The organism is Saccharothrix australiensis (assembly GCF_003634935.1).
Taxonomy (GTDB): Bacteria; Actinomycetota; Actinomycetes; order Mycobacteriales; family Pseudonocardiaceae; genus Actinosynnema; species Actinosynnema australiense.
On the sequence record NZ_RBXO01000001.1, the window covers coordinates 7436464 to 7455633 of the forward strand.

The following is a 19170-nucleotide window of genomic DNA, read 5'->3' on the forward strand; positions in this document are numbered from 1 at the left end:
GCGGCGCGCCACCCCGAGCCCGGAGAAATGGATTGCGGCCGTTCCTAGGGTGGTAAGACGTGCGCGCCTATGCGCAACTCGCGCTCGCCGGATTCCGCCGTTACTCCACCTATCGACAAGCGATGTTCGCCGGCCTGGCCGCGAACGTCATGTTCGGCCTGCTCAGGACCTCCGTGCTGATCGCCGCCGTGGCCGCCGCGCCGGTGGCCGGGTACGACGTGCCCGCCGTCGTCGCGTACGTCTGGCTCGGCCAGGGCCTGATGGCGTTCGTCCAGCTCTGGGGCGACACAAGGCTGACCGAACGCATCCGCACGGGCGACGTCGTGGTCGACCTGCACCGGCCGTGGCACCTCCAGACGGCGCTGTTCGCCGAGGACCTCGGCCGCGCCGGCTTCAGCGCCTTCCTGCGGTTCGCGCCGCCGCTCGTGATCGGGTCGCTCATCTACCCGTTCCGGTGGCCCGAGGCCGCGGTGTGGCCGCTGTTCCTGCTCAGCTCGGCGCTGGCGCTGGTGGTCAGCTTCGGGCTGCGGTTCCTGCTCAACGCCACCACGTTCTGGTTGCTGGACAGCCGGGGCGTGATCACGCTCTACGTGGTTGCGGTCAGCGTGCTGTGCGGCTTGGCCGTGCCGCTGGACTTCTTCCCGGAGTGGTTCCAAGACCTGTTGTGGGCCACGCCCTTCCCGGCGCTGATCCAGGCGCCGATCGACGTCTACCTCGACCGACGTCCACAGTGGACGGTCCTCGGCTACCAGGCGTTCTGGGCGGTCGCCGTGTACGCGGCCGGGCACGTGGTGCTCGGCCGCGCCGTGCGGAAGGTGGCGGTGCAGGGTGGGTGACCGCGTCTACCCGAAGCTCGTCGGCGCCCGGCTGCGCGGCCAGATGACCTACCGGGTCTCGTTCGCCCTGGAGTGCCTCGGCCAGGGTTTCGCCCAGGCTTCCGAGCTGGTCGTGATCCTCGCGCTGTTCGGCCAGGTCGACTCGCTTGGCGGGTTCTCCCGGTCCGAGGTGATCCTGATGTACGCGATCGCGAGCACGGCGTTCGGGATCGCCGACCTGGTCGCGGGCCAGCTGAACGAGCTGCCCGACTACATCCGCACCGGCAAGTTCGACGTGCTCCTGCTGCGCCCCTTGGGCACCCTGCCGCAGATCGTGGTGTCGGACGTCCGGCTGCGCCGGGTCGGCCGGGTCGCCATCGGCGTGGTCGTGATGGTGCACGCGTTGGGGCACAACGACATCGCGTGGTCACCGTGGACCGCGCTGCTGGCGGTCGTCGCGCCGCTGGCCGGCGCCGTGATCTTCTCCGCGGTGTGGGTCGTGGCCTGCGCCGTGTGCTTCTGGCTGGTGGAAGCGCAGGAACTGGCGAACACGGTCACCTACGGCAGCAACGCCTTCACCTCCAACCCCATCACCGTGTACCAGGGGTGGCTGCGGCGGTTCATGGCGTTCGTCGTGCCCGGCGCGTTCGTCGCCTACTACCCCGCACTCGCCCTGCTGGACCGCCCCGACCCGTTGGGCGGCCCGGCGTTCCTGGGCTGGGTCTCACCGCTCGTCGCACTGGCCGCCGCGGGCGTGGCCGGGCTGGTGTGGCGGTTCGCCGTTCGCCACTACCGAGGGACCGGGTCATGATCGAAGTGCGGGAGCTGTGCCGCGAGTTCACGGTGACGGGCAAGGCCGGGCGGTTCCGGCGCACCCGGACGACCGTCCGCGCGGTCGAGTCGGTGAGCTTCGACGTCGCCGCGGGCGAGGCCGTCGGGTACGTCGGGCCGAACGGCGCGGGCAAGTCGACCACCATCAAGATGCTGACCGGCATCCTGGTCCCGACGTCCGGGCACGTGCGGGTGTCCGGCGTCGACCCGTCCCGGTCGCGGCGCGAGCTGGCGCGGCGGATCGGGGTGGTGTTCGGGCAGCGCAGCCAGCTGTGGTGGGACCTGCCCCTGCGCGACAGCTTCGCGCTGCTGCGGTCCATCTACCGGGTGGGCGCGGCCGACCACGCGCGGCGGCTGCGGGAGTGCGTCGAGCTGCTGGAGCTGGCCCCGTTCCTCGACCGGCCGGTGCGGCAGCTCTCGCTCGGGCAGCGGATGCGCGGCGAGGTGACCGCCGCCCTCCTGCACGGCCCGGAGCTGCTGGTGCTGGACGAGCCGACCATCGGGCTGGACCTGGAGTCCAAGGAACGGCTGCGCGAGTTCCTGGCCGACCTCAACACCGCGCGCGGCACCACGCTGCTGCTGACCACGCACGACCTGGACGACATCGAGCGGCTGTGCCGCCGGCTGGTGGTCATCGACCGCGGGACGGTGCTGGCCGACGGCCCGCTGGAGGGCCTGCGGGCGGAGGTCGCGCCGGACCGCGTGCTCGTGGTCGACCTGGAGCGGCCCGCCGAGCCGTTGGAGGGCCTGCTGGGCGTGGTGGACGTGCGGACCGAACTGGGCGGGTTGCGACAGCGCCTCACGTTCCGCCGGTCGGAGACCACGGCCGCGGCGCTGATCACGGCCGTCGTCGCCCGCGCGGAGGTGCACGACCTGGTGATCGAGGAGGCGGATATCGACGATGTGGTGCGTCGGCTCTACGCGCGTCGGTAGAGTCGGACGAAACGGTCAGCCGAGTTCGGCCGAATCCACGGGAGTCGTCATGCGCGCAGGTCGTCCGGTCGCCACCCTCGTCCTGGTGCTGGGACTCGCCGGCGCGGTCTCCGCGTGCGACGCGGTGCAGCAGGCGTCCGACACCGCCAACCAGGTCGGGGCCGCCGCCGACAAGGCGCAGCTGTGCATCGACGCGCTCGCGCTCGCGGGCTTCACCCCGAGCTCCGCCGACCCGCAGAAGGCGGTGGAGGAGACCAAGGCCAAGGCCGAGGAGCTGACCAAGCTCGCGGAGAAGACGGGCGACACCACGCTCAAGGACGCCATCACCGGCGTGTCGGACACCATGTCCAACGTGACGCTGAACGACCTCGACCCGGCGCGGCTCGCCGACTGGTCGCAGCGGAAGCTGGAGCAGGTGGAGAAGCTGACGCGCGCCTGCGGCTGAGCGGAAATGCCAGGCTGTCGGTACCTTCGGAACCGTCCTACGCTGTGACGCACCGGAGGTGTTGCAGATGCACGCGACAGTAGGTGACCGGCTGCACGTCCACAGCCGCGCGGTGGGTCTCGACGAGCGCATCGGCGAGATCGTGGAGGTCCGCGGTTCCGATGGCGCGCCGCCGTACCTGGTCCGCTTCTCCGACGGCCACGAAGGGCTGGTCTACCCCGGCCCGGACTGCCTGGTGGAGCCCCGCACGGGCGACTGAGTTGAATTGGCTGTGTTGGATTGCCTCGGCTCCGCCGAGGCGGGCTCGGCCGCCTGGAGTCGGGCCATCGCGCCTGATTTCCCGCCGATCGTAAAGCGTGATCGGCGGGAAATGAGGCGCGACAACCCGACGCGGCCTCGCGGCGCGGGGACCGGGGGTCAGGGAGCGGGGGCAGGGCGCGGGCGTGGGGCAGGGGGCTGGGTGCCCGGTTGTTGCCGGTGCTTTTCGGGTGGCAGGTGGCCTCCGGAGCCGGGGTGGCCCTGGGGTCAGCCCAGTACGGTGGTGATCAGGTCGTCGGCCAGGGCCTCGGTTGCGGCTGCGACGCCTGACCAGCGGCGGGTCAGGTCCAGGTCGAAGGTGAGCGGGCGGCCGTGCAGGTCCAGCAGCGCGCCGCCGGCGGCGGGCACCGTCACCAGGGCCGCGATCAGGTCCATCAGCCGGTGGGTGTCCGAACCGGGGTCGGCGAACGCGTCCACCGAGCCCTCCGCGACGAGCATCGTCTCCAGGCAGGTGGTGCTCAGGACGCGGATGCGGTCGACGGCGTTCGCCAGGCGCAGCCACGCGTCCTCGGTGCCGCGCTTGGGGCGCATCGCGCAGATCGACGCGCCCCGGAGTTCCGTGCGGCCGGACGTGCGGAACGGCGTCGGCTGACCCGCCTTCGCCGACCAGGCCCGACCGGTGTCGAACCAGACCGTCAGCGCCTCCACCGGTCGGGTGTCGAGCACCAGCGCGCCGGCGAAGCAGGACAGCGGCACGCCGGCCGCCGCGTTGGCCGAGCCGTCCACGGGGTCGACGACCAGGGTGGCGGCGGAGCCGTTGTCCACGAACCCGGTCTCCTCGGACAGCAGGTTGGCGCCCGCGTTCGTCGCCGCCTCCGCGATCGCCGCCTCGACGATCGCGTCCACCCGCATGGTGGGTGTGCCGTCCGCGCCGTCCGCGACCTCCGCGCGCAGCTCGGCGCGCGTGTGGAGGTGCCGCGCCTCCTGGTACGCGCGGGACGCGGCGCGGGCGGTCGCCGCCAGGGCCGGGTGGACGTCGGGGGCGAGCAGGGGTTCGGGAACGGGCCACGGGTTCTTCGTCACGACGGAGAACATGCCACGGGGGAGCCCCGGACAGGGCTCCCCCGCGACGTGTTGCCCGGATCCGGTCCGGATCACCGGCTCAGATCAGGCCGAGGGCCTTCACCGCGTCGCGCTCCTCGACCAGCTCGGCCACGGAGGCGTCGATGCGGGCGCGCGAGAAGTCGTCGATCTCCAGGCCCTGCACGATCTCGTACCGGCCGCCCTTCGACGTCACCGGGAACGACGAGATCAGGCCCTCCGGCACGCCGTAGGAGCCGTCGGACACGACCGCGGCCGACGTCCAGTCGCCCTCGGCGGTGCCGTTGACCCACGTGAAGACGTGGTCGATGGCCGCGTTCGCCGCCGACGCCGCCGAGGACGCGCCGCGCGCCTCGATGATCGCCGCGCCGCGCTTGGCCACGGTCGGGATGAAGTCGTTCTCCAGCCACGCCTGGTCGTTCACGGCCTCGGCGGCGATCCGGCCGTTCACCTCGGCGTGGAACAGGTCCGGGTACTGCGTCGCCGAGTGGTTGCCCCAGATGGTGAGCTTCCTGATGTCGGTGACCGACACGCCCAGCTTCTTGGCCAGCTGCGACAGCGCCCGGTTGTGGTCGAGGCGGGTCATCGCGGTGAACCGCTCGGCCGGGACGTCCGGTGCGTGCCGCTGCGCGATCAGGGCGTTGGTGTTGGCCGGGTTGCCGACCACGAGCACGCGGACGTCGTCCGCCGCGCCCGCGTTGATCGCCTCACCCTGCGGCTTGAAGATGCCGCCGTTGGCCTCCAGCAGGTCGCCCCGCTCCATGCCCTTGGTGCGCGGGCGGGCGCCGACCAGCAGCGCCACGTTCACACCGTCGAACGCCGTCTTGGCGTCGTCGGTGATGTCGATGCCGGACAGCAGCGGGAACGCGCAGTCGTCCAACTCCATCGCGGTCCCCTCGGCGGCCTTCACCGCCTGCGGGATCTCCAGCAGGCGCAGGCGGACCGGGACGTCGGGGCCCAGCAGGTGGCCGGAGGCGATGCGGAACAGCAGTGCGTAGCCGATCTGGCCGGCCGCACCGGTGACGGTGACGTTCACGGGCGTGCGGGTCATGAGCCTTCCCGAATGACGATCCGACGGGCTTCAGTCCTCGGGCACGACCACTAGGCAGGCTGCACCTGTCAGCGGCGGTCTCTACTCCGGGACCGGCGCATCGGGCGGTTTGCCCGACGCGGTGAGGTTACCAACCGTTGAACGATGGCAAGGTGTGACAGTGGACATCATCGAAGCGGACGAGGACTACGGCGACGCCGTGCTGGCCGGGCAGCGGTGGGAGGGTCGCTCGTTCGTGCGGTGCGACTTCACCGAAGCCGACCTGCGGGGGCTGGTGACGTCGGGTTGCTCGTTCACCGAGTGCACGTTCGACCGCGCCGACCTGGGCGGTTCCGCGCACACCGCGACGGCGTTCCGGTCCTGCCGGTTCGACCGGGCCGTGCTGGCGTCCGCCTCGTTCCGGTCGTGCACGCTGCTCGGGTCGACGTTCGTGGACTGCGGGTTGCGGGGGCTCGCCCTGGAGGAGACCGACCTCACGCTGGTGGGGCTGTCGCGGGCGTTGCTGCGCAAGGCGTCGTTGCGCGGGTTGCGGCTGCGGGAGGCCAACCTGGAGGGCGCGGACTTGCGGGACGCCGACCTGCGGGACGCCGACCTGACGGGCGCGCGGCTGCGGGAGTGCCGGTTCGAGGGCGCGGACCTGCGCGGGGCCAGGGTGGGCGCGGACGGGCTGGTCGCGGCGGACCTGCGCGGGGCGCGGGTGGACCTGGCGACGGCCGTGGCCTTCGCCGCAGCGCACGGGCTCCGCGTGGATTGACCGCCGGGTGGGCGGCACGGCGGCCGGTAAGTGGCCGCACGTGGGCCGATGGGGTCCGGGGATGCCGGCCGGCGGTCCGCGCGTGTGCCGGGCCGCTCGGGTGCGCCTGGTGTGGACCGGTCCGGGCGGGTGCGCGCGGACCGGTCCGGGCACTGGTCAGTGGGTCGGCGCCTCCTGGTTCGCGACCTCCACCAGGACGCCGTCGGCCAGCATGTCCTCGATCGACTTGGGCATCAGGTAGGCCGTGCCGCCGCCGGGCTGCTCGAACCACGGCACGGCGACGCCGGTCAGCACCTCCACCGCGCGGCGCAACCGGTACACGCGGTACGGGCGGTTGATCCACGACGGGACCAGGGAGCGCTCCTCGAACGGGGTGCCGACGGCGTAGACGAGGTTGCCGTTGCCGTCGCCGAACCGGTCGACCTCCGTGCCGGCGGGCAGCTCGACCATCTGCTTGTGCCGGAAGAGGGTGAGCGGTGGTTCGCCGTTCATGGGCGTGATCGGCCAGGAGCGCGCCTTCGGTGCTTCGGGCTGGTTCTCCGGGCGCGGCGTCGGCGGCGGCGGGACGGGGCGGCGGTCGTCGCGGAAGCCGTTGGTCGCGGGTGGGCGTGCCGGTTCCTCGCGGAAGCCTTCCCCGTGCGGGCGCTGGGGCTCGTCGCGGAAGGCTTCGCGGTGCGGTTCCTCGCGGAAGTTCTCGCCGTGCGGGCGGTGCGGTTCCTCGCGGAAGCCCTCGGCGGGAGCGCGGTGCGGCTCGTCGCGGAAGCCCTCGCCGTGCGGGCGCTGGGGCTCCTCGCGGAAGCCCTCGGCCATCGGCGGGCGCGGTGGCTGGTTGCGCGGCGGGGGTGGTGGCAGCGGGCGCGGGGCGCGGCGGCCGGTGAGGACCAGCTTGCCGATCAGGTAGGCCGCGGCGTCCTCCACGCGGTCGAACCGGACCGGGTTGGTCGGGCCGTGGTCGAACCACGACACCTCCCACGACCGGCCCTCGGTCCGGAGCACCCACGTGCGGTCCGCCGGCTCGCCGAACCGGTAGGCGGCGGGCGGCACGTCCAGGTCGTCCAGGGCGCGCCGGACGCCGGTCAGCTCGCGCTCCTCCTCGGGCGTGACCTGCCTCGGCTCGACCGGCGCGGCCTGCTCGCCGAAGGACCCCTCCGCGAAGCCGCCCTCGCCGTCGAACTCGCGCTCGCCGAATTCCCGCTCGGCGAACGGCCGACCCTCGAACTGCTCGCCGCCGAACTGCCTTCCGTCGAACTGCCGGTCACCGAACTGCTGGTCGTCGAACCGCTGGTCCGCGAACTGCTCGCCGCCGAACTGCCGGCCCTCGAACTGCTCGTCCTCGAACGACTTCTCGGCGAACTGCTGGTCGGCGAACTGCTCCTGCGCGCCGAACGGCGGCTGCTCGTCCGCGAACGGCTGCCGGTCGCCGAACTGCTGCTCGTCCGCGAACTGCTGCTGGTCGCCGAACTGCTGCTGGTCGCCGAACTGCGGCTGCGCGAACGCCTGCTGCTCGTGGAACAGCTCCTCCTGGTCGACCTCGAACTCGGTGGTCTGCTCGACCGCCTCCGGCGCGGCACCGGCCTGGTCGTGCCCGGCCTGTTCGTGCCCGGCCTCCGCCACCGGCACGTCGGCGAGGTCCGGCCCGTCCTCCGCCACCTCCTCCGGCGCGGGCTCGGCGGGCGCCGCCGCCTCGGCGGTCCCCTCCCGGACCGCCGGCTCGGAGCCCTCCTCGGCGAACGGGCTCCACGCCTGGGTGTCGTTCAGCTCCCGGTCGTAGCTCGCGGGCGCGAACAGGTCCATCCCGTCGACGTAGGTCTCCCGCCGGTAGCGGTCGTCGATGACCGGGCCGCCGTCCTCCTCGAACCGCACCCGGTACGGCGGGCCGTCCTGCGTGAACTCGGCGACCTCGGGCGTGATCTCGGTCAGGTTCGCCGTCTCCTCGACGTCCGCGGGCGCGGCGGCGGGCGGCTCCGGGTCGTGCTCGCGCTCGCGCTCCGCCTCGGGCGGGTCGGCCACGGCGGAGGGCGGCGGGGGCACCTCGGGCCGCGGCGCGACGACCGTCGCGCCCACCTCCACCGGCTCCTCCCGCTCGGCGAACGCCTCGAACGGCTCGGCGGCCTGCTCGGCGGCCTCGGCCACCGGCAACCGCGTGTCGCGCGGCGCGGCGGGCGCGCCCAGGTTCGCCGCCGCGGCGATCCGCGCCTCCTCCGGGACGTCGGGCAGCACGTAGTCGTTCGCCTTGGCCCGCTCGACCAGCTCGGGTTCCGGCGGCACGCCGTACGCCCGCAGGTAGTAGCCCACGGCGGCGGGCCAGATCCAGTGGCCGTCGGTCTGGAACGCCACCGGCACGACCGCGGGCGCGTCCGGGTTCAGCACGTCGGCGTCGAACCCGCGCCCGATGACGGCGACCGGCGCGTGGTCCAGGTAGTCCAGCAGCAGCTCGTGCTCGCCCTCCGGCACCGGCGGCCGGTTCACCGAGGGCCGCCCGCCGGGGCCCGCGCCGTCGAACACCCTGGCCGTCCGGAAGCCGCGCGGCGGGGTCGGTGGCGGCGGCGTCGGCGGCTGCTGCGCCAACCTGCGGCGCAGCCAGTCCGGCACGTTCTCGTCGGCGCGCGGGAAGAACCGCATCTCGTCCACGTACGCCTGCGGCGGCGGTGGCGTCTGCCACGCGGGCTCGGCGCGGTCGAAGTCGAGGTTGTAGCTCGACGGGTGGTCGAGCTGGTAGCGGGCGTTGGTCCAGCTGCCGCGACCCTCCCGGTACATGCCGGCGCGCAGGCGCGAGAACAGGCCCGCCACCTCCTGCGGCGGCGACCAGACGCGCATGGTGCCGTCGGCGGACCGCACTTCGGCGGCCAACTCGAAGTACCGACCGGTCGCGCGGTACTCCGCGGACACGTGCCGCCAGTCTTCCGGGGCGGCGCGCATCAGCGTCAGGCCGATCTGCTTGACCAGCGCATCCTGCTCGGTCGGGTTCAACGGCTTCGGCTCGGACACGTGCATCATCTTCCCCCGCGACTCCCCGTGCCCGCACGGACCCCCGCTGCGCCGAATGGACTAACCAAGCGGTGGAATCATTCCCGGACCTCGGGTGACGGCGGCCCGATGGTCGCGCCGGGGATCTCGACGAGGCTCCCGTCGGCCAGCAAATCGCGCACGGCCTGCGCGAGGAAGTAGCCGGTGCCGCCACCGACCTGGCCGAACCACGGCACCGCGACGCCCCGGAGCGCCGGCACCGGCTTCCGCACCCGATACACGTGGTAGTCGCGGTTCAGCCAATCCGGTGGCAGCGATCGGTTCCCGTACATCGTCCCGGCGGCGTACACGAGGTTGCCGGCGTCCGGCCCGAATCGATCCAGTTCGGTGCCCACCGGCAGCACGACGGCCTCCCGGTCGCGGAACAGCGACAACGGCGGCTCGTCCGGCAGCGGCTGGATGTCCGGCACCGGTCGCACGTCGGCCACCGGTCGCGCGGCCGCCGCCCGGTTCGCCGCCCGCGCGGCGTCCAGGTCGTCGCGCCACAGCAGCTCGGCCAGCAGCGATTTCGCCGCGTCCACCACGTGCTCGTGGACCGGCGGACGCCCGTGCGGGCCGCGACCGGCGTCCCAGAACTGCACCTGCCACCCGGCCGGTCCGGGCGCGGGCTCCAGCACCAGCGCGTCCGGTTTCGGCTCGACGATGCCGTACTCGTGCTCGTTCACCCCGTAGTGGTCGAGGCGCGCTTTCAGGCGATCCAGGACGCGCCGCTCGTCCTCGGTGATCACGCGGGGCCGGTGCTCGGGCAGCGGCACGCCCTCCGCCCGACCGCTCGCGAGGGCCTCGGCGGCGCTGCGCGCCTCCGGGGTGACCGGCGGCAGGGCGTAGCCGTTCTCCCGGATGTGCCGCACGAGCTGCGGCACGGGCGGCACGTGGTGGTTGCGCAGGTGGAAGCCCACGCCGCCGGGCCACACCCAGGTGCCGTCGGTGTGGAACGACAGGGGCACCGACGGCGTCGCGTCCGGCTTGAACGCGTCGACGCCGTAGGACCGGGCCGCCAGCACGACCGGGGCCTGCTCCAGGTAGGCCAGGACGTCGTCCAGCTCCTGCGGGTGGACGGGCGGCCGGTCGTGGGTGGGCAGGCCCCGCGCGTCGACGCCGTCGAACACCGGTGCGGCGATCAGCCCGACGCGGGGCACCCGGCCCGCCTTCGCCGCCAGCCAGTCCGGTGCCGGGTCGCGCGGGTGGCGCTCCAGCTCCTCCTCGTACCGCTCGGGCGCGGGCGGCGACGTCCAGTCCGGCTCGCGGTCCCGGTCGAACACCGCCGAGTACGTGTCCGGGTGTTCGAGGTGCAACCGCACGGCGAACCAGGTGCCCTGGCCCGGCCGCGCCATGCCCTCGCGCAACCGCACCAGGAACGGCAGCGCCTCGTCGGGCAGCCGCCACGGGAACGACCCGCCGAAGATCGTCCGGCCCGACGCCTCGGCCTCCACGTGGGAGCCCATCGCGCGGAAGTCGACGGACAGCTGCTCCCAGTCGCCGGGCAGCCGGTGCACCAGCAGCGTGGTGAGCGAGCCGAGGATCGCGTTCTGGTCCTCGACGTCCAGCTGCGGCGCGACCTCGACGCCCGGCGGCGGCGTGCCCTCGACGCCCGGCGGCGGCGCGTGCCCGACCTCCGACCGCGGGGTGCCCTCGGCGTCCGGCTGCGGCGCGCTCATGCGTTCTGCTCCTCGGTGGCGGCCTCCGCCAGCTCGGCCCGCAGCCAGTCCGGGATGAAGGCGTCGTCGCGGGGGAAGGCCGCCAGGTCCCGCGCGAAGTCGGTGGCGGGCACCGGGGGCGCGAACAGCGGGTCGTGGTCGAAGTTGTAGGTGATGTCGATCCGCGCCGGCGCGTTCACCACGCACCGGCAGGAGAACCACGTGCCGCGGCCCGGCTGGTACAGCACCTCGCGCATCTCGCGGAACGCCGCCGTCAGCCCCTCCGGCGGCAGCACCTCCGGCGTCGACCCGTCCGGGCGGTACACCGTCAGCGCCAGGTCCTGCACCGCGACCGTCATCCGGACCAGCAGGTCGACGCGCCGGAAGTCCTCCGGGACGGCGGCCAGCAGCAGGCCGCCGATGCGCTGGAGCAGCTCGTCGTGGCGCTGCTCAGCGGCCGGCGGGCCGGTGGGCTCCGGTGTGCTCATGGGGGCGGCTCCTGACGTAGGTCCCGGTCGTGCCGTCGGCGCGCCACCCGCCACCGGGACCGGTGCCGGTGGCGGAGCGGGTCGCGCGGGGCGGCGGTGTCGATGATCTCGACCGTACCGCCGGCACCGGCGGACTTCGACCGGTCCCGCGCCATCGGCGGCGGGTCTTCCGGAGGGTTCGGGCCGACGACCGCGCGCACCCCGCACGAGTGTATTTGGTGTGGGATACATCACAGTTATCTTTGCGAGGGGCCCTCCGGACAGTGATGACGCGATCACGCGATCAGACGTCCCACGTCTGCGCAGAACGGCGGGCCGGCGTCGCGTGCAGAGTGGTTGGGTGCTCCGCCCTTACCGCGAACTGGCCGCCGTGCCGGGACTGCCCGCGTTGTTGACCTGGTCGATGCTGGGTCGGGTGCACATGCCCGGCACACCGCTCGCGACGTCGTTCCTGATCGCCGGGTGGACCGGGTCGTACACGGCGGCGGGGCTCGTGGCCGGCGCGTTCGCGCTGGGCCTCGGCGTGGCGAGCCCGTTGCGCGGGCGCACCGCCGACCGCCGCCCGGCGAACCGGTTGCTGCTGGTCACGGCGGCGGGTTACACGGCGGCGATGGCGGTGGCCGGCCTGCTGCCCGCGCTGCTCCCGCCGTCCTGGTGGCCGCTGTCGGTGCTGGTGGCCGCGCTGGCGGGGCTCTCGCTGCCACCGGTGGCGCAGGTGAGCCGGGCGAACTTCCCCCGGCTGGCCACGGGGCCGGCGCGGCAGGCCGTGTTCACCGTCGAGGCGTCGATGCAGGAGCTCCTGTACATCGTCGGGCCCGCGCTCGCGGCGACCGTCGTGGCGGTGGCGAACGCGCAGGTCGCGCTGTGGCTGTGCGGCGCGCTGGGCGTGCTGGGCGCGCTCGGGTTCCGCGCCGCGCTGCGGCGGACCGGGCTGGACGAGCCCGAACCGCGCGGCGAGCACGCCGGGCGGACCCTGCTGGCGGACCGCTCGATGGTGTGCGCGCTGGTCACCAGCCTGTGCGTGGTGGCGTCGCTGGTGACGGTCGACATGGTGGTCATCGCGTGGGCGCGCGACCTGGGCGACCCGGCGCTGGCCGGTGTGCTGGTGGCGGTGTGGGGCGTCGGGTCGACCGCGGGCGGCCTGGTCGTCGGCGGGATGAGCGGCGAGGTCCGGTTCACCCGGCGGATGGCGTTGCTGGCGCTGGGCGTGGCGGCGCTGGTGCCCGTGCTGCCGCCGGTGCTGTCGCCGTCCTCGGCGTGGCTGATCGGCCTGGTGCTGTGCGTCGGCGGGATGGCCATCGCGCCCGCGATCGCCGCCAACAACGCCCGGATCAGCGACCTCGCGCCGGACGGCCGCAAGGCCGAGGCGTTCGGGTGGGTGAGCGCGTTCTCCACGGCGGGTTCGGCGACGGTGCTGCCCCTCGCGGGCTGGCTGCTCGACCACGTCGGGCCCGCGGCGGCGGCCGGCGCGGCGGCCGGGGCGGCCGGGCTGGCCGTGCTGCTGGCGAGCCGGGTGCGCGTGCCGCGGCGGGAGCTGGCCGGCTCCGTTGCCTGAGCGGGCTCCATTGCCTGGGAGTGCTCCGTCGGCGCGGCTGCGGGCCGTCGGCGCGCTCGTCGCGTTCGCGGGCGGGGTGGTCCTCGCGGTGCAGGGCCGGCTCAACGGCGAGCTGGGGCACGTGTTCCGCGACGGGTTCCTGGCGGCGCTCGTGTCGTTCGGCGGCGGGTTGCTGCTGCTGGTGGTCGGGGTGGGCGCGTCCGCCGCCGGGCGGGCCGGGTTGACCCGGCTGCGGGCGGCGGTGCGGCGCGGCGACCTCCGGTGGTGGCAGTGCGTCGGCGGCGCGTGCGGCGCGTTCTTCGTGTCCGCGCAGGGGTTGACCATCGCGTCGCTCGGCGTGGCGGCGTTCACCGTGTCGGTGGTGGCCGCGCAGGTCGTGAGCAGCCTGCTGGTGGACCGGGCGGGCGTCGGTCCGGCGGGCGCGCAGCCGTTCACGGTCCCGCGCGTCGCGGGCGCGGCGCTCGCCGTGGTCGCGGTGGGGGTGGCCGTGTCGGACGGGTTCGGCCGGCCCGGCGCGCTGTGGCCGGCGCTGCTGCCCGCGGCGGCCGGTGTCGGGCTCGGGTGGCAGCAGGCGGTGAACGGCCTGGTCCGGGAGGCCGCCCGGAGCACGGGAGTGGCGACGCTGGTCAACTTCGCCACCGGGACGATCGTGCTGCTGGCGGTGTGCGCCGTCGACGTGGCGGTGCGCGGCCTGCCCTCGGCCGCGCCCTCGTCGCCGTGGTTCTACGCGGGCGGTGCGCTGGGCATCGTCACGATCGGGACGGCCGTGGTGGCGGTGCGGTGGAGCGGGGTGCTGCTGGTCGGACTGGGCCAGGTGGCCGGGCAGCTGGTGGGCGCGCCGGCGGTCGACCTCATCGCGCCCGCGGGCGGTGCGCGCGTGGGCGTGGTGACCGTGGTGGGCACGGTGCTGACGCTGCTGGCGGTGGTGGTGGCCGCGCTGCCGGACCGGCGACGGGGCTGAGCCGCCCGGCGGTGGTAGGACCGCCGGGCGGAGCCGCGCCGACTGCCGAACGGCGCCGGACGGGCTTCGGCGACCGGAACCCGGTCGGCGGGCCGGTGGCCGGGTGGTCGGGCGGCAGGGTGCTCGGGCGGCCGGGCGGTGGTCGGCGCGCTCCGCCGGTGGCGGTGGTGCGAAGATGGGGCGCGTGACGGCGACGATCCTCAACGGCAGGGCCACTCGGGACGCGATCTTCGACGACCTGCGCACGCGGGTCGCGGCGCTGGTCGAGCAGGGGGTGACGCCGGGGCTGGCCACCGTGCTGGTCGGCGACGACCCCGGTTCCCACTCGTACGTGAAGGGCAAGCACGCCGCGTGCGCCAAGGTCGGCATCACGTCGATCCGCCGCGACCTGCCCGCCGACACCACGCAGGAGCAGCTCGAAGCCGTCATCGACGAGCTGAACGCCGACCCGGCCTGCACCGCCTACATCGTGCAGCTGCCGCTGCCGAAGCACCTGGACGCGAACGCGGTCCTCGGTCGCATCGACCCCCGCAAGGACGGCGACGGCCTGCACCCCGTCAACCTGGGCAAGCTCGTCCTCGGCGAGGAGGCCCCGCTGCCCGCGACGCCGCGCGGCGTGATCGAGCTGCTGCGCCGGTTCGACGTGCCGATCGCGGGCGCGAACGTGACGGTGGTGGGCCGCGGCGTGACCGTCGGCCGCCCGATCGGCCTGCTGCTGACCAGGCGCAGCGAGAACGCCACCGTGACGCTGTGCCACACCGGCACCAAGGACCTGGCGGCCGAGGTGCGCCGCGCGGACATCGTGGTCGCGGGCGCGGGCAGCCCCGGCCTGATCACGGCCGACATGGTGAAGCCGGGCGCCGCCGTGGTGGACGTCGGCATCACCCGCACCGACGCCGGCCTGGTCGGCGACGTGCACCCGGACGTGGCGTCGGTCGCCGGCCACCTGGCCCCGATCCCCGGTGGCGCGGGCCCGATGACCATCGCGATGCTGCTGACCAACACCGTCGAGGCGGCCGAGCGCGCCGTGGCCGCGGGCTGAGGCGGGAGCGGTGGAGCTCATGCCGGAGCAGCGCTGGCGCTCGGCGGCCGGCCGGCACCTGCCGTTCGGGCTGGTGCTCGGCGTGGTCGCGCTGGGGCTCGTGCGCATCCTGCAGTACCACTGGCGGCAGGGCGCGGTGCTGATCGGGGTGGCGCTGCTGGTCGCGGCCCTGCTGCGGCTGCTGGTGACCGACGAGCAGGCCGGCCTGATCGCGATCCGGGGGCGGGGCGTCGACGCGCTGCTGTACTCGGGGCTGGGCTTCGCCGTGATCGTCGTGGCGATGACCATCATCGGCGGGCCCCTCAGCCGCTGACGCCGGGGCATTCGGCGCGCCTCGGGCGTTCCCGCGCGCTGGACCGGCCTGGTGCCGTGTTCGACTCGCCCGACTTCGATCCGGCGCCTTACGCGGATGTCGACGCGTCGGCACAGGTGCGGCGCACCTATTGCAGCTGGGGCGACGCGGGCCGGCGGTCGCTGCTCGTGCAGTGCTTCGACCACGCGGCCGAGGCCGACGACGTCCGGCTGCCCGGTGTGGCCGACCTGCACCTCGTGCTCTACGCGACCGGTGACGCCGTCATGCGCACGCGGACCGACGGGAAACCGGTCTCCGCGCGCCGGGTGCCCGGCGACCTGGAACTCGTGGTACCCGGCCGGGCGAGCGTGCGCGACTACCGGGCGACGGCCGCGATGCGCACCATCCAGGTGCACGTCCCGTCGGCGACCGTCGAGCGGGCCGCCGCCGGCTCGGCGGCGGTCCGCCGTGGGCGGTGCGGTTGTCGGTCGCGCCGCCGGCCCACTCGGGTGCTGCGACGGTCACCGAGCCGGTGAAGTCGCGCTACGTGCGCACCCGGTCGTCCGCGCCGGCACGCCGCGCGCGGCACCGCCCGTGAGAACCGCCCCGCACCCACCAGCCCGCACCCACCGGCCCGCACCCACCGACCCCGCCCAGCGACCCGCGACCCGCGACCACCGCGTCACCGGAAGTCCCGCGAGCGGGACGGGACGCGCAGGTCCAGGGCCTGGAGCCGGTCCGCCCGGATGCTGATCACGCCCTCCGCCTTCTCCAGCACGCCGCGGACGAGCAGGGCGGGGCTCGTCCGCGCCACCTTGCGGTACCTGGCCCAGAGGCCGGGCGTGCAGACGACGTTGACCATGCCGGTCTCGTCCTCGATGTTCAGGAACGTCACGCCGCCCGCCGTGCCGGGGCGCTGGCGGTGGGTCACCGCGCCGCCCACCAGGACCCGCGCGCCGTCCGGCGCGGACGCCAGGTCCACCGCGGCCAGCGCGCCCAGCGCGGTGAGGCGGTCCCGGACGAACTGGGTCGGGAAGCTGTCCGGCGACAGGTTCAGCGCCCAGACGTCCGCCACCGCCAGCTCCACCTCGTCCATGCCGGGCAGGGTCGGCGCGGTGGTGCCCACGACCGTGTGCGGCAGGCGGTCCGGGCGCATCCCGGCCACCGCGCCCGCCGCCCACAGGGCCGACCGGCGGTCCAGGCCGAAGCAGCCGAAGGCGCCCGCCGTCGCCAGCGCTTCCACCTGCGCCGTGGTCAGGCGCGCCCGCCCGCCGAAGTCGGCCATGTCCCGGAACGGCGACGTGCCCCGGCTCGCCACGACCCCCTCCGCCACCCGCTCGCCGATGCCGCGCACCCCGGCCAGGCCGATGCGCACGGCCTGCTCGCCGTCGACCCGCTCCAGCGTGGCGTGGGGCAGGCTCGCGTTCACGTCCGGCCCGAGGACCCGCACCCCGTGCCGGCGCGCGTCGGCCACCAGGGACTGCGGCGAGTAGAAGCCCATCGGCTGCGCCCGGAGCAGGGCCGCGCAGAACGCCGCCGGGTGGTACAGCTTGAACCACGCGCTGACGAACACCAGGTGGGCGAAGCTCAGGGCGTGGCTCTCGGGGAAGCCGAAGTTGGCGAACGCCAGCAGCTTCGCGTAGATCCGCTCGGCCGTCGCCTCGTCCACGCCGTTCGCCCTCGCGCCCCGGTGGAACCGGTCGCGCAGGCGTTCCATGCGGTGCGTCGAGCGCTTCGCGCCCATCGCCCGGCGCAGCTCGTCCGCCTCGGCGGGGCTGAAGTCGGCCACGTCCACGGCGATCTGCATCAGCTGCTCCTGGAACAGCGGCACGCCCAGGGTCTTGTCCAGCGCGCCCTTCAGCAGCGGGTGGTCGTGCTCCCACGCCTCGCCGCCGTTGCGGCGGCGGATGTAGGGGTGCACCGAGCCGCCCTGGATGGGGCCCGGCCGGATCAGGGCGACCTCCACCACCAGGTCGTAGAACTCGCGAGGCTTGAGCCTGGGCAGGGTCGCCATCTGCGCGCGGCTCTCCACCTGGAACACGCCGACCGAGTCGGCCCGGCACAGCATGTCGTAGACGCCCTGGTCGGTGAGGTCCAGCGCGCCGATGTCGACCTCCACGCCCTCGTGCTCGCGCACCAGGTCGATCGCGTAGTGCAGCACCGACAACATGCCCAGCCCCAGCAGGTCGAACTTCACCAGTCCGATCGACGCGCAGTCGTCCTTGTCCCACTGGAGCACGGTGCGGCCGGCCATGCGTCCGCGCTCCACCGGGCACACCTCGCTCACCGGGCGGTCGCAGATGACCATCCCGCCGGAGTGGATGCCCAGGTGCCGGGGCGAGTCCTCCAGCTGCGCGGCCAGCTCCAGCACCGGTCCGGGTATGCCGCGCTCCTCCACCGCGGACCGCAGCGGGCCCCAGCGGTCGATCTGCTTGCTCCACGCGTCCTGCTGACCGGGCGAGTGGCCGAGCGCCCTCGCCACGTCGCGGATCGCCGACCGGGCGCGGTAGCCGATCACGTTCGCGACCTGCGCCGCGTGCCGCCTGCCGTACTTGGCGTAGACGTACTGGATGACCTCCTCGCGGCGGTCGGACTCGATGTCCAGGTCGATGTCCGGCGGACCGTCGCGGGCGGGCGCCAGGAAGCGCTCGAAGAGCAGGTCGAACCGGACGGCGTCGACGTTCGTGATGCCCAGCGCGTAGCAGACCGCGGAGTTCGCCGCCGAGCCGCGCCCCTGGCAGAGGATGCCGTTCTCCCGGCAGAACCGCACGATGTCGTGCACCACCAGGAAGTAGCCGGGGAAGCCCAGCTCCTCGATGATCCGCAGCTCGTGCTCGACCTGCCGGTACGCCTCGGGGTTCTCCTCCGGGGCGCCGTAGCGCCGCGCCGCGCCCGCGTGGGCGAGCGCCCGCAGGTGGCTGTCCTCGGTCTCGCCCGCGGGCACGTCGAACGGCGGCAGCCGGGGCGCGATGAGCTTCAGGTCGAACTGGCACCGCATGCCCAGCACCGCCGCCCGGTGCACCGCGCCGGGGAACCGGGCGAACCGGCGGGCCATCTCCTCGCCCGACCGCAGGCACGCCGTGCGGCCCGGCGGCAGCCAGCCGGCCATCTCGTCCAGGCCGCGCCGCGCCCGCACCGCCGCCATCGCCGCCGCCAGCCTGCCGCGCGAGGGCACCGCGTAGTGCACGGCGTTCGTCGCCACGGTCGGCAGCCGCAGGTCCCGCGCCATGCCCCACAACAGGTCGTTGCGCGGGCCGTCCTCCGGGTAGCCGTGATCGGTCAGCTCCACGAACACCCGGTCCTCGCCGTACAGGTCGACCAGCCGGCGCAGCTGCTCGAACGCGGCCTCCGGACCGCCCGCCGCCAACGCCCGCCGCACCGCGCCCTTGCGGCACCCGGTGAGCACGACGCACTCGTCGCGGGTGTCCGCGACCACCTGCTCCAGCGAGTACACCGGGCGGCCCTTCTCGGCGTCCTCCGCGAGCTGGCCGGTGGTGATGGTGCGGCACAGCGCGTGGTAGCCGTCCGGGTTGGTGGCCAGCAGCAGCAGGTGCTCGCCTTCCGGGTCGGGTGAACCGCTCTGGGGCGCGGAGAGCCCGAGGCTCAGCTCGGTGCCGAACACGGTGCGCACGCCGAGTTCCCCGGCCGCCTCGGCGAACCGCACCACGCCGTACATGCCGTCGTGGTCGGTGATCGCCAGCCCGTCCAGGCCGAGCTGCTGCGCCGCCTCCACCAGTTCCTCGGGGTGGCTCGCGCCGTCGAGGAAGCTGAAGTTCGAGTGGCAGTGCAGCTCCACGTACGGCACGCGGGACCGGGTCGCGCCCAGCTCGTCGACCTTGACGGCGAAGTCCGGCGCGGCCTCGTACCGCTCGCGGTTGCGCGTCCACGCCGGGCCGTCGCCGCCGTCGGCGGGCGGTGGCGCGCCCCTCAGCGCGCGTTCCAGCTCCGACCAGCGGACGGGTGGGTTGTTCCAGCCCACG

17 protein-coding genes are annotated in these 19170 nt (G+C 74.3%); 11 read left to right on the top strand and 6 right to left on the bottom strand.

The genetic code is table 11. The features are described from left to right. Positions 1-122: 122 nt before the first annotated feature. From C8E97_RS31680 to C8E97_RS31700, 5 genes are all read left to right on the top strand, one after another. Complete coding sequence (locus C8E97_RS31680; RefSeq protein ID WP_246019287.1) at positions 123-836, top strand: ABC transporter permease; 714 nt, start codon at positions 123-125, stop codon at positions 834-836. Continuing rightward, complete coding sequence (locus C8E97_RS31685) at positions 829-1626, top strand: ABC transporter permease (protein WP_121009534.1); 798 nt, start codon at positions 829-831, stop codon at positions 1624-1626. The genes C8E97_RS31680 and C8E97_RS31685 overlap by 8 nt, the downstream gene beginning before the upstream one ends. Next, positions 1623-2579, top strand: coding sequence for an ABC transporter ATP-binding protein (locus C8E97_RS31690; protein ID WP_121009536.1), 957 nt, complete (start codon positions 1623-1625; stop codon positions 2577-2579). The genes C8E97_RS31685 and C8E97_RS31690 overlap by 4 nt, the downstream gene beginning before the upstream one ends. Positions 2580-2628: 49 nt before the next feature. Beyond that, the gene (locus tag C8E97_RS31695; protein ID WP_121009539.1) at positions 2629-3024 is read left to right on the top strand and encodes a bacteriophage spanin2 family protein; all 396 of its coding nucleotides are present in this window, start codon (positions 2629-2631) and stop codon (positions 3022-3024) included. 67 nt (positions 3025-3091) lie between these two features. After that, positions 3092-3283, top strand: coding sequence for a DUF1918 domain-containing protein (locus C8E97_RS31700; protein ID WP_121009542.1), 192 nt, complete (start codon positions 3092-3094; stop codon positions 3281-3283). A 266-nt stretch (positions 3284-3549) separates the two neighbouring features. Here C8E97_RS31700 and C8E97_RS31705 read toward each other — a convergent pair whose 3' ends face one another. Together C8E97_RS31705 and C8E97_RS31710 are read right to left on the bottom strand one after the other, a co-directional pair. Then, a complete protein-coding gene (locus C8E97_RS31705; RefSeq protein ID WP_342776270.1) occupies positions 3550-4365 on the bottom strand; it encodes an inositol monophosphatase family protein in 816 nt (271 codons plus the stop codon). A gap of 79 nt (positions 4366-4444) precedes the next feature. Then, a complete protein-coding gene (locus tag C8E97_RS31710) occupies positions 4445-5434 on the bottom strand; it encodes a malate dehydrogenase (protein ID WP_121009548.1) in 990 nt (329 codons plus the stop codon). 166 nt (positions 5435-5600) lie between these two features. Here C8E97_RS31710 and C8E97_RS31715 point away from each other — a divergent pair, with 166 nt between their 5' ends. Then, positions 5601-6188: a pentapeptide repeat-containing protein gene (locus C8E97_RS31715; protein ID WP_170212180.1), complete on the top strand. Its 588-nt coding sequence runs from the start codon at positions 5601-5603 to the stop codon at positions 6186-6188. Positions 6189-6344: 156 nt separating this feature from the next. On the opposite strand, the gene C8E97_RS31720 is transcribed toward C8E97_RS31715, so the two are convergent. The 3 genes from C8E97_RS31720 to C8E97_RS31730 form a co-directional block, all read right to left on the bottom strand. Then, positions 6345-9176: a glycohydrolase toxin TNT-related protein gene (locus C8E97_RS31720; RefSeq protein ID WP_147455288.1), complete on the bottom strand. Its 2832-nt coding sequence runs from the start codon at positions 9174-9176 to the stop codon at positions 6345-6347. A 77-nt stretch (positions 9177-9253) separates the two neighbouring features. Beyond that, positions 9254-10873 carry a TNT domain-containing protein gene (locus C8E97_RS31725; protein ID WP_121009557.1) on the bottom strand — a complete coding sequence of 540 codons (1620 nt, stop codon included), beginning with the start codon at positions 10871-10873 and terminating at the stop codon, positions 9254-9256. Continuing rightward, a complete protein-coding gene (locus C8E97_RS31730; RefSeq protein WP_121009560.1) occupies positions 10870-11340 on the bottom strand; it encodes a hypothetical protein in 471 nt (156 codons plus the stop codon). Before C8E97_RS31730 ends, C8E97_RS31725 begins: the two co-directional genes overlap by 4 nt. A 340-nt stretch (positions 11341-11680) precedes the next feature. Here C8E97_RS31730 and C8E97_RS31740 point away from each other — a divergent pair, with 340 nt between their 5' ends. The 5 genes from C8E97_RS31740 (at position 11681) to C8E97_RS31760 (ending at position 15726) form a co-directional block, all read left to right on the top strand. After that, positions 11681-12895, top strand: coding sequence for an MFS transporter (locus C8E97_RS31740; protein ID WP_121009566.1), 1215 nt, complete (start codon positions 11681-11683; stop codon positions 12893-12895). Positions 12896-12905: 10 nt separating this feature from the next. Continuing rightward, a complete protein-coding gene (locus tag C8E97_RS31745) occupies positions 12906-13856 on the top strand; it encodes a DMT family transporter (protein WP_121009569.1) in 951 nt (316 codons plus the stop codon). Between the two features lie 184 nt (positions 13857-14040). Further along, complete coding sequence (locus tag C8E97_RS31750) at positions 14041-14898, top strand: bifunctional methylenetetrahydrofolate dehydrogenase/methenyltetrahydrofolate cyclohydrolase (RefSeq protein WP_121012818.1); 858 nt, start codon at positions 14041-14043, stop codon at positions 14896-14898. A 19-nt stretch (positions 14899-14917) separates the two neighbouring features. Then, positions 14918-15211: a DUF3017 domain-containing protein gene (locus tag C8E97_RS31755; RefSeq protein ID WP_121012820.1), complete on the top strand. Its 294-nt coding sequence runs from the start codon at positions 14918-14920 to the stop codon at positions 15209-15211. 56 nt (positions 15212-15267) lie between these two features. After that, positions 15268-15726 carry a hypothetical protein gene (locus tag C8E97_RS31760; RefSeq protein ID WP_211347170.1) on the top strand — a complete coding sequence of 153 codons (459 nt, stop codon included), beginning with the start codon at positions 15268-15270 and terminating at the stop codon, positions 15724-15726. Positions 15727-15872: 146 nt separating this feature from the next. Here C8E97_RS31760 and C8E97_RS31765 read toward each other — a convergent pair whose 3' ends face one another. Further along, on the bottom strand, positions 15873-19169 hold the full coding sequence (locus tag C8E97_RS31765; RefSeq protein WP_121009572.1) for an error-prone DNA polymerase: 3297 nt from the start codon (positions 19167-19169) through the stop codon (positions 15873-15875). Position 19170 lies beyond the last annotated feature (1 nt).